The sequence below is a fragment of the Nocardia stercoris genome (assembly GCF_003696265.1).
Lineage (GTDB): Bacteria > Actinomycetota > Actinomycetes > Mycobacteriales > Mycobacteriaceae > Nocardia > Nocardia stercoris.
Genome location: NZ_RFFH01000038.1, coordinates 1 through 9102, shown reverse-complemented (window position 1 = coordinate 9102; position 9102 = coordinate 1). Strand labels below are relative to the sequence as shown.

The window sequence follows — 9102 nt, the reverse complement described above, 5'->3', positions numbered from 1 at the left end:
GTGGTCCTGGGATCACTGGGCTCGGCCCAGCCGCCGACGACCCAGCCGCCGGTCACCACAACGAAACCGCCGGTCACCACGACCAAACCGCCGGTGACCACCACGAACCCGCCGGTGACCACGACTACCGAAAAGCCGCCGGCCCATGACGCCATGCTCGGTGGCGACGGCTACAACGTCAGCCCCCACTTCTGCTCGCTCGGTTTCAATGGCGTCGACGGTTCGGGCAACGTGGTGAACATCACCGCCGGACACTGTGATCAGAGCAGCGAGAACGCGGGCGGGCCCGACGCTACGGTCGCGGCCGAGGGGATCTCTGCCGGCGGTCCTCGTTTCGGCGCCTTCGACTTCCCGCACCCCGATGGCATCGACTTCTCGACCATCAAGATCGACAAGGCCGTCGCCAAGCGTTTCGAGAACAACTTTGTTCGCGGCCTCGGCGGGAAGCCGCTGGCGATCACCGGCATCGCGGATCCTGTGATCGGGGCGCCGGTGTGCAAGTCGGGCACGACCTCCGGCTTCACCTGCGGCGTCATCTGGCGCGTCAACCAAACCATTGACAACGAACTCGGCACTACGAAAGGCTTGATCCTCGCGACCAACATCTGCGCGCTGCCGGGCGACAGCGGTGGACCGGTCCTGACCGGCACCAAGGCACTCGGCATCTCGACCGCCTCCAACAGTCAGACTCAGAAGGAATGCGACGAGACGTCGGGGCCCGACGTTGCGGACTTCGACCACCCCCACGAGTATGTGACGCCGCTCAAGGCGATCCTCGCGGCGGACCCCGGCCTGAAGGTTCGGACCAACTAGATCGTTCTCGAAGTGGCACTGATGGTGTGGCACCGCGCAGCAGCGCCCACACCATCAGTGCGTGTTCGGTGAAAGCTGTTGGCCGCGATGGTAAATGGGCGATGTCTCGGGTAGGTGGCTTTGAGATCCGGCAACACCGGGGACCATGACGTAGATCTCGTGGACAGCGTCGAGGTGGCGGGTCGCGCGGACCTGACGGGACTGATGCGGGGGTGGTTGACACCTTGGCCTGAGTACGTGGGTCTCGGCCCGGCCGCGCACTGCTCGAAGCGCCGGCGATTCGTTGGCGGCAGTTATCGCGGCGGTGTAGTCGCCGATCTGATGCGGGCTATGGCCAGGCTGATCGTCGTCCGGCGGACGGTGGCTGTTGGTGGGTCGCATGCCATTCCTGGGGGTGTGGACGCAGACTTGAGTCAGCCCCACGGTTACCCCGCGCTTTCGTCGTCGACATGGTGCCAGCGTCGGGGTGCGACCGAGCGCCGGCCGCTGGCAGACCAGACCGGACACCGTCGTCCGTGTCGCCGTTTTCCCTGATCAATCGTCTAGGCCAGACATCACGGACTATCGGATCTCAGTGGCCGGGGATGCTGCGCTGCCGCCGGGTTATTTGACGTCCTGACGATCGGTCATTGGGGTCGAGTATCCGATGCGCGAGTCTTTCGGCGGTCGCCCAGTGAGGAAGCTATGCAGATCGGTCCTGACGGGAGTTCGTCGCCTTGCGCCGCACTTCCTTTGTCGCCGAACATGATTCGTTGGGCTTGTGACCGGTTGGTCCGGCCACGCCCGACGCCGTTGCGGAGATGATCGTCGGTGGCGATGCCGAAGGCCGATACCTCGCCGGACCGATTGGTCTCATGAACCTCATCGTGGGGGTCAGGGGTTCGAGTCCCCTTAGCTCCACCATTACGAAGCCGCAGGTCAATGGCCTGCGGCTTCGTTATTTTCTGGCATTGCTCGAACACCCTCGGGGGTCCGCATTGACGGGTCGCTTTTGGTGCTGGTCATCAAGTGTGCTCCCCGCGGGGCGGCGGGAGCGGCTTGGTCATGCGCTGCCACGGCGGCGAACAGCGGGAGGTTCAGCGCGATCGCCTTCTCGCCACCGGACAGCGCGCCATGCAGCTTCTTGGTGAGCAGCTGCCAGCCTCGCCGCGGCCGCAGAACGCCGGCAAGGGCAGACCGTCGGCCGGTAACCGAGCGACAGCGTTCAGCGCCCGGTCGAGGTCCGCGCGCATGGTCTCGACCGAACCCTTGACCCCGGCCCGCCGCACCGCATCCACCCAGCTGTGCAGAACCAGCGGCCGCTTCTCGACGGTATGCCGACCCGCTATCGAATTGCGCTTGCGGCGCGGGTGCCGACCTGTTGAACCCGGATCTGCGGCCCGACCGCTGTCCGGGTGTTCGCGTTGCGGAGCGTTAGGCCTACCCATTAATGCAGGTCAGGCCCGGTATGCTGCCGGGCCTGACCTGTTCTTATTTAGCCAACCCCGCGTTTACCCCACGGTTTGGATTCAATTTCTCATCATGCCGTGGGTCGGGCCGGTGTGGCCGGCCTAATACTCCAGCATCACTTTGTGATGTTAGGTCTGTTTTCGCTGGTAGTGGGCTTGTTTCGCCTGGTGCTGATGGCGTCGTCGCCATGTCGACCCGCGGAGCATCCGGGTGCGGTTCGGGAAGGACCTGCGGCGCACCGGGTGTCGCCCACAGACGATCAGTGGCGGCTGGGGCCGCGGCCGGTCGCCGCCGAACTCACATGTGCGCCTTGACGGCCATGTCCAGCTGGGCGTTGCTGATCTGCCGCCCGGCGTTGGACACGGATGTGACCATGGCGCTGCCGAACGAACCGCGGCGGTCGAACAACGTGGTAACGCCGACGGCAGTGCCGCGGTCGCTGAAGTGGCTGTCGGCCTCCACTCCGAGCTCGGGGCCTTCGGGCATTCGGGAAAGAGCCAGGGTCAGATCGGTGTTGATGAACCCGATGCCCGCGTCACCCCAGTTGGTCATCATGCTGGCGTGTTCGCCGACGATCGCGGCCCGCGCGAACGGCGTCAGCTCCTCGCCGGCTACGACGTGAATCGGGTGCTGCCAGGTACGTTTGCGCCCGCGGTTCTCGTGCTCGGTCGGCGTGTCCGACCATCGATCCTCGTCAGCCCCGCTGCTGAACAACGGCACCCTCGGCGCGGCATGCGGTGCGGCCTGAGGTGCGGGCGGCCTGGGCTCGCGTTCCCGCTGCCACAGCCCGCCGGGTGGTTGCGCGGAAGGCTGGAGGAGGACCGCCGAGGCTCGCGCCGCGATCGTGCCGTTCTGCAGCATCGACACGTCGGCGACCCGAATGCGTTTTCCGTCGCGCACCCGGGTCGTCGGTGTGGTCGTGAACGTGAGCTGGGCGGGACTGAACAGATCCACCGTCAGCCGGACCGGAACGAAGCCATCGGTGGCGTGCTCGTGTTCGAGCGCGCGGGCCAGCAGACCGGCCACGGCCGGACCGACGATCTGGTTCGCCGACCAGGCACTCACAGCCGACCGAGTCGGCACGAATCCGCCGTCCGCCGCCTCGAAATACGCCGGTACGTCCGCCCTGTCCATGTGCCTCGCTTCCAGCCACCACCCGATCGTTACCAGAGCTAACATACTGCAATCACCCTGACGCCTGTTCCGCCGGGCTCGGCCGGATCCCAGGAGACCGCAGCGGCATTCGGGATCGAAATTCCGCGGCACCCGATTCGGTGCGATGGCTAGGCTTCGCCCGGTGGACGTCCATACCAGACAACTGCGGTATTTCGTCGCTGTCGCCGACGAGCTGAACTTCACCCGCGCAGCGGCTCGGCTGCACATCACGCAGCAGACACTCAGCGCCCAGATTCGGCAGCTGGAGAAGGCCGTCGACGTGCCACTGTTCCGAAGGACGACCCGATCGGTCGAGCTCACCGCGGCGGGCGCCGCGTTTCTGGCCGAGCTGCGGTGGGTGCCGGCCGCAATCGATCGCTCGGTGCACACCGCGCGGCGAGCCGCGGCCAACGAATCCGGGGTGCTGACGATCGGCATCGGCGAAGGCGGGGCACTCACCCTCACCGAACCGATTCTCGCCGAGTTCCGGTCCCGGCACCCGGGCATCCGCGTCGACGTGAAGGTCTACAGCTACGCCGACCCGTCGGTGGGACTCGCCGACGGGTCGGTCGACGTCGCCTACCTGCGGTTGCCGATCGACGGCGGGGACTGGCTGCGCAGCGAGACGCTGTTCGTCGAACCGCGAGTGGTGATGGTGCCCGGAACACACCGGTTCGCAACCCGCGATGTGCTCGCGGCGGCCGAGCTCGCCGACGAACCGATCGTCGGGCACGTCTGCGCGGATCGGGCGTGGATCGACTTCTGGTCGCTGGCCGACCATCGCGACGGCAAGCCCGCACGGTTCGTGGGCTCGGCGTCGTCGGTGCTCGAGGAGGTGCAGTGTGTCGGGGCCGGGCTGGGCTGCGTGGTCACCGTCGCCTCGGCGCGCTGGGTACCGCCGGTGGGGGTCGCGCTGGTGCCGCTGGCCGATGCCAGGGGCAGCGAACTTGCCGTCGGCTGGCGCGTCGACCACCACACCGAGGCGGTCCGCGCGTTCGTCGCGGTAGCCCGCGCTGTGCGCGACGCGAACCCGCAGACCGTGTACGCACTGGCGCATCCCGACCTGAACGACCGCTCGATCCCGCCGACGATTCCGGTCATTCACAGTCAGAGTCCGTGAGTTCGTGCAAACAGAGTGTTTCCGCGGACCGCGGCCGCGCTCGTACCGTCAGCGTATGCACATTTCGATCATCACCTCGGCGGCCCATCGGGCCGCCGACCCGACCGGAGCCGCGCATGTCGTGGCGTAACTGGGCCGGCAATCAGGAGTGCCGGCCGGCGGTCACGGCCAGTCCTGCCACGAGAAGCGATGTGGCGCTGGAGGTTACGCGGGCAGCCGCTGCGGGCCAGGTGGTTCGCGTTGCGGGAGCATCGCACTCGTTCACCGACGCGGTCGCCACCGACGGCGCGCTGCTGTCGCTACACAAGTGCAACCGGGTCCTGGAGATCGATCCCGCCACGCACCGGATCCGCGTCGAGGCGGGCATTACGCTGCGTGAGCTCAACCGGGTGATGGCCGAAAACGGTCTTGCCTTCCCGAATCTCGGTGACATCGAAGCACAGTCGATCGCGGGCGCCACCGCCACCGGCACCCACGGAACCGGCGTACGACTACAGAACTTGTCCGCGGCGCTGGTCTCGATCGAACTCGTCACCGCGGACGGGTCGACGATCGAAGTGAACGCCGATCAGGACGCCGACATCTGGCGGGCCGCACGAGTGAGTATCGGCGCGCTCGGCGTCGTCACCGCCGTCACCGTCCAGGCTGTGCCCGCGTTCACCCTCGAAGCCGTGGATCGGCCGATGGCGATCGAGGACATCCTCGGTGATCTCGACGAACTGCTCACGGCCAATGATCATTTCCAGCTGTTCACCTTCGCCCACAGCCCCCTGGCGATGACGTCGGCCCGCAACCGGGTCGACAGGCCGGCTCAGCCGATGTCACGGGCCCGCGCCTGGGTCGAGGACGAGCTGGTGCAGAACCATCTGCTGCGTGCGGTCTCCGAACTCGGCCGCCGCGCGCCGCGGACCAACGCGCCGCTACAGCGGATCGGCTCACGCATGGCCGGCTATTCGCACCGCGTCGATCGCTCCGACCGGATCTTCACCACGACGTTCCGCGTTCCGTTCGTCGAGATGGAATACGCGATCCCGCGCGAGCACACCGCCGCAGCCGTCCGCGAGATCCGCGAGCTGGCCCGGCGGCCGGAATTCAACGTGACCTTCCCGATCGAAGTGCGCTGGGTCGCTCCCGATGACGCGTATCTGTCGCCGGCCGGTGGACGCGACACCTGTTACATCGCGATCCATCAGTATCACAAGGAACCTTACGAACCGTATTTCCGTGCGGCGGAAGCGATCTTCGACTCCTTCGCCGGCCGGCCGCACTGGGGGAAGATGCACTTCCAGACCCCCGAGACGCTGCGGCCACGCTACCCGGCCTGGGACGATTTCGCCGCCGTGCGCAACCGGCTCGATCCCGAGCGGCGGTTCGCCAACGCCTACATCGATCGAGTGCTGGGGAAGTGATGGATACGACCGCACTGCTGCACGAGCGCTTTCCCGCGATCGCGGCGACGCTGCCGTTCGCCCGGCTCGGAGTGGCCCCGACACCGGTACGGGAGCTGACCGGGCTCGGTCGAAACAGCCTGTGGTGCAAGGACGACAGCCGCTACGGGCACGGCGGCTGGGGTGGCAACAAGGTACGCAAGCTCGAATGGCTGCTGCCCGAGGCACGGCGGCGCGGCGTACGCACCGTGTTCACGGTCGGCGCGACCGGTACGAACTGGGGTCTCGCGGCGGCGTTGTACGGCCGCGAGTTCGGCATCGACACCGTCCTCGCGCTGATCGATCAGCCCGAGGACGAGCATGTCCGCCAGCAACTGGACAGGTTGCGGCGGTCCGGCGCCACACTGCATTTCACCCGTAGCAAGCCCCGGACCATCGCCGCCGCACCCTGGCTGATGCTGCGGCACAGCCGCAGCCTGAAGCCGCCCTACTACCTGCCCGCCGGCGGATCCTCGCCGATCGGGGTGCTCGGCTACGTGGAGGCTGCGCTGGAGCTCGCCGCTCAGGTAGCGGCCGGTGATCTGCCGGAACCGCGGCACATCGTCACGGCCGTCGGTTCCGGTGGGACCGTCGCGGGACTCGCGTTGGGCTGCGCACTGGCCGGACTGCGCTCGCACGTGCTCGGCGTCGTGGTCAACGACACGCTGCCACTCGGCGTTCGCGACCTGACCGGACTCGCCGGGCGGGCCGCAATCGTGCTGCGCAAACGCGGCGCCCGATTCGAGCCGCCGACGCTGCGGCTCGACACGACCCGAGCCTATCTGGGCGCCGGATACGGCCACCCGACACCCGAAGCCGCCGGCGCGACGGACGTCGCCGCATCGGCCGGGCTGCAACTCGAACCGGTCTATACCGCGAAGGCGTTCGCGGCGGTGTTGTCGGCCGAACTGGACGGCCCTGTGCTGTTCTTGAACACCTACGGCCCGAGAACGTAGGTTCTGCTCAAATCCGGCACTTCTCGCAGGGGTCACGGTGGACCGCCCTTAGTAGGCGCTGACGATCATTGTGCGGCGGCTTCACGTCATTCCGCAGTAGTGGGGGGGAGTCGAGGTTGTAGCGAGCCGAGCTCGGCCGCCAAGCTGGGTTGCGCTAACTCCATGGCGCCACGCTTCCTGGAGATCAGGTTCGGCGGACTGCCACCGCCTGAATCGGAGTCTCCGGCCCGACGACCGTCAGGGTGTTCGCGTTGTGGAGCGTTAGGCCCACTATCTTCTTTTGCTATAACGACTGTTTATAGCCTGTTTCTGGGTGTCCGTAGGCCCTGATCGATCCCCTCTGATACTGACGCCGTCAATACCTTGATCGTCTAGCGGCCCACCGGATCTGCGCTCGACCTTCTGGCTGGACTTTCTTCCAGCCGACCCGAGGTCGGTGATGGGGGCAGTCCCCTTACTCCCCATGTGGGGCATGAGGATTCAGTGTGTTTGGTTCATATTGCATATCGCCGGCCTGAGTAACTCGAACGCGGTGATCGGGTCGGCGTTCAAGTGACCTCAGTCGGGACGTCAAATGTGCGGTTAGACAACGGCTTCCGTAGGGGATGTCGCGGGTCGCGGCAGTGTGGGAGGCTGCGTCGCGCGGGGGCGCTGGGCATGTCCGGAGACAGGTCCTGAGATGCTTCCTGTGGGCTCATAACCCAGAGGTTGCAGGTTCAAATCCTGTCCCCGCTACAACGAGGGCGGTCCTGACCGGTAGGTTTCAGGACCGCCCTCAACTTTTATCGAGGTTCGTTGCAGCGGAGTTGGCATCATCCCGATTCGGCTGTGCCGATAGTCGCCCGAGAGCCAGTGAAACGTATCGCTACCAGCTGGTATCGAGCGGAAGGCGACGGAACGGGTGGGGCTGTGATCGCTGGGTTGTCAGTCCATTGGTCCTAGCCAGTGTTTTGAAAGTGGGTGAGGGCGGGCGTATGCCCGCCCTCACCCGTGTCGGAGCCACTGATCGATGACCGCGATGTGGAGTGTGGCCTGGTAGCGGACGGCGAGCTTGTCGTATCTGGTCGCCACGGCCCGGTATTCCTTCAGCTGGCCGATCCCGCACTCGACGGCGTGGCGCTGCTTGTACCGTTCGGCGTCGAACATCGGCGGGCGCCCACCAGCCGATCCCTTCTTGCGCCGGTCGGCGGCCTGGTCGGCTTTCACCGGGATCGTCGCACTGATCCCGCGCCGACGCAGATAGGCGCGGTTGGCGCGGGAACTGTAGGCCTTGTCCGCCAACGCCTCCTCCGGCCTGCTCCGCGGCCGCCCGACACCGAGCCTGGGCACCGAGATCGCCTCGAGCACCGCCCGGAACTGTGGGCAATCAGCACGCTGACCAGCAGTGACCAGCATCGACAACACTTTGCGGCCCTGCTCACACGCCAGATGCGTTTTCGTGGTCCATCCACCACGGGAACGCCCGAGCGCGTGGTCGGCCGGCTCGACGTCGACCCCACCGGGCGGTTCGGCCTGCCGGTCTCCGTAGTGACGGGCGCCGGCGGCGTGCTTGTGCGCGCGAGCGATGGTGGAATCCACGCTCACCCGCCACACGATCCGTCCGGCGGCATCACCGAACGCTTGCAGCGTCTTCCAGATCACCGCCCACACCCCGCCACGCTGCCAGCCCCGGAACAGCCCGTACACCGTCTGCCAGCATCCGTACCGTTCAGGCACGTCACGCCATGGTGTCCCGCACCGGGTCCGCCACCGGATCCCGTCGATGAGCTGCCGTTTCGTCCACTTCGGCGGGCGTCCCGCCTTCTTCCCGCGAGGCAACAACGGCGCCAGCCGCGCCCATTGGGCGTCGGTCAGGTCCGCTCATCCCGCCACCACTACGCTGGGCAACGAGGTCTCCGGTATTCAGGTTCTTCTTCGACAGCTGAACCATCTACCGGAGACCTCTCTTTGTCCGCACCACCGACACGCCAACGCAGGCAACATGTTCCGAACCACACAGTTGAGGGGCGCCGCAGAGCGGCGCCCCTCAACTCAACCCACTTTCAAAACACTGGCTGAATCGCCCCGCGATTGATGCGCACCCGGTTATCTGACTCCGGCGGGTTGCTGGGTCAGGTCGGCATAGTAGTCGGCCTCGAACTCAACCGGCGGTTTGCGGCCGAGGCGATGCATCAGCCGGGTG

At 66.6% G+C, this 9102-nt stretch carries 6 protein-coding genes; 4 read left to right on the top strand and 2 right to left on the bottom strand.

All coding sequences use genetic code 11. The features are described 5' to 3' along the window. Positions 1-114 precede the first annotated feature (114 nt). Positions 115-813: a S1 family peptidase gene (locus tag EBN03_RS33365; protein ID WP_233608816.1), complete on the top strand. Its 699-nt coding sequence runs from the start codon at positions 115-117 to the stop codon at positions 811-813. A 1746-nt stretch (positions 814-2559) separates the two neighbouring features. Here EBN03_RS33365 and EBN03_RS33355 read toward each other — a convergent pair. Then, entirely contained in the window at positions 2560-3396 is an 837-nt protein-coding gene (locus EBN03_RS33355) for an acyl-CoA thioesterase domain-containing protein (protein ID WP_122192159.1), read from the bottom strand. Positions 3397-3559: 163 nt separating this feature from the next. Here EBN03_RS33355 and EBN03_RS33350 point away from each other — a divergent pair, with 163 nt between their 5' ends. From EBN03_RS33350 to EBN03_RS33340, 3 genes are all read left to right on the top strand, one after another. Next, positions 3560-4537 carry a LysR family transcriptional regulator gene (locus tag EBN03_RS33350; protein ID WP_325052121.1) on the top strand — a complete coding sequence of 326 codons (978 nt, stop codon included), beginning with the start codon at positions 3560-3562 and terminating at the stop codon, positions 4535-4537. Between the two features lie 116 nt (positions 4538-4653). Then, a complete protein-coding gene (locus EBN03_RS33345; RefSeq protein WP_122192158.1) occupies positions 4654-5946 on the top strand; it encodes a D-arabinono-1,4-lactone oxidase in 1293 nt (430 codons plus the stop codon). Next, complete coding sequence (locus tag EBN03_RS33340; protein WP_122192157.1) at positions 5946-6920, top strand: 1-aminocyclopropane-1-carboxylate deaminase/D-cysteine desulfhydrase; 975 nt, start codon at positions 5946-5948, stop codon at positions 6918-6920. Before EBN03_RS33345 ends, EBN03_RS33340 begins: the two co-directional genes overlap by 1 nt. 984 nt (positions 6921-7904) lie before the next feature. Here EBN03_RS33340 and EBN03_RS33335 read toward each other — a convergent pair. Beyond that, entirely contained in the window at positions 7905-8774 is an 870-nt protein-coding gene (locus tag EBN03_RS33335; protein ID WP_122192156.1) for an IS5 family transposase, read from the bottom strand. Positions 8775-9102 lie beyond the last annotated feature (328 nt).